A 748-nucleotide genomic window follows, 5' to 3' on the forward strand; every position below is an offset into this window, starting at 1 on the left:
CGCCGCAACCTTTGCGCTAACTCGTTGATCTTCCGGAGGGATTTGACGCTACTGAGGCCATCACAATGTGTTCCGATGGCCTGCCCGGAGGGACTCGAACCCCCGACCTGCTGCTTAGAAGGCAGCTGCTCTATCCAGTTGAGCTACGGGCAGCGCGGAGGCGAATTCTAGTGCGCCGGGCGCGGCTCCAGCGTGGCGCTGTAGTGGAACCGGCGCACCAGAAGGCTCAAGGCAGCGTCTTGGGCAGAACGGCCAGGAACGCCTCGTCCATGGCGTAGGCACCAACGCCCTTGGGATAGAACTTGAATGTCATCTTCACGTTCCGATCCGTCAGATGAATGCTCTCCGCGTGGAAGCGGACGGCCGTCCACTCCGAGTTCTTGAAGTTGAACCGGATCTTGAGCTCTTGCTGCGGTGCTTTCGAGGAACTGAGCACGATGCCGATCACACCTTGCTCACCTGCGGGCCCCTTGAGCAGAACCCCGCCTTGCAGGACCGGGTTGGCGTAGGGGTCGACTCCGAGTCCGTTGACCGTCTGGATTACGCTAGCAACAACCGTGTTCGACTTTTGAATAGCGAGGTATGGGTTCTTCGATGCTTCCGTCGCGGCCGAGAAAGTTAGCCCGTCGGGGCCGGTGAGAGAGGCGGTCCAGTTAGCCGTGCCTGCGACGAAGTCGGAGTTCTTCAGCAATTGGGGCGACGTCGTAAAAATGGTATTGAGCGGCGTGTGATAGGCGTGGTACGGGAG

Annotated in this window: 1 protein-coding gene and 1 tRNA gene; both read right to left on the minus strand. The window is 59.9% G+C overall.

From position 1 onward, the window contains the following. Window positions 1-76 precede the first annotated feature (76 nt). A tRNA-Arg gene (locus AC1DYI_RS37475) sits at window positions 77-153 on the minus strand. A gap of 73 nt (window positions 154-226) precedes the next feature. Beyond that, the coding region (locus AC1DYI_RS37480) for a hypothetical protein (protein ID WP_477209121.1) at window positions 227-748 on the minus strand (522 nt) is incomplete at its 5' end.

The organism is Ideonella sp. P3_A4, assembly GCF_056403075.1.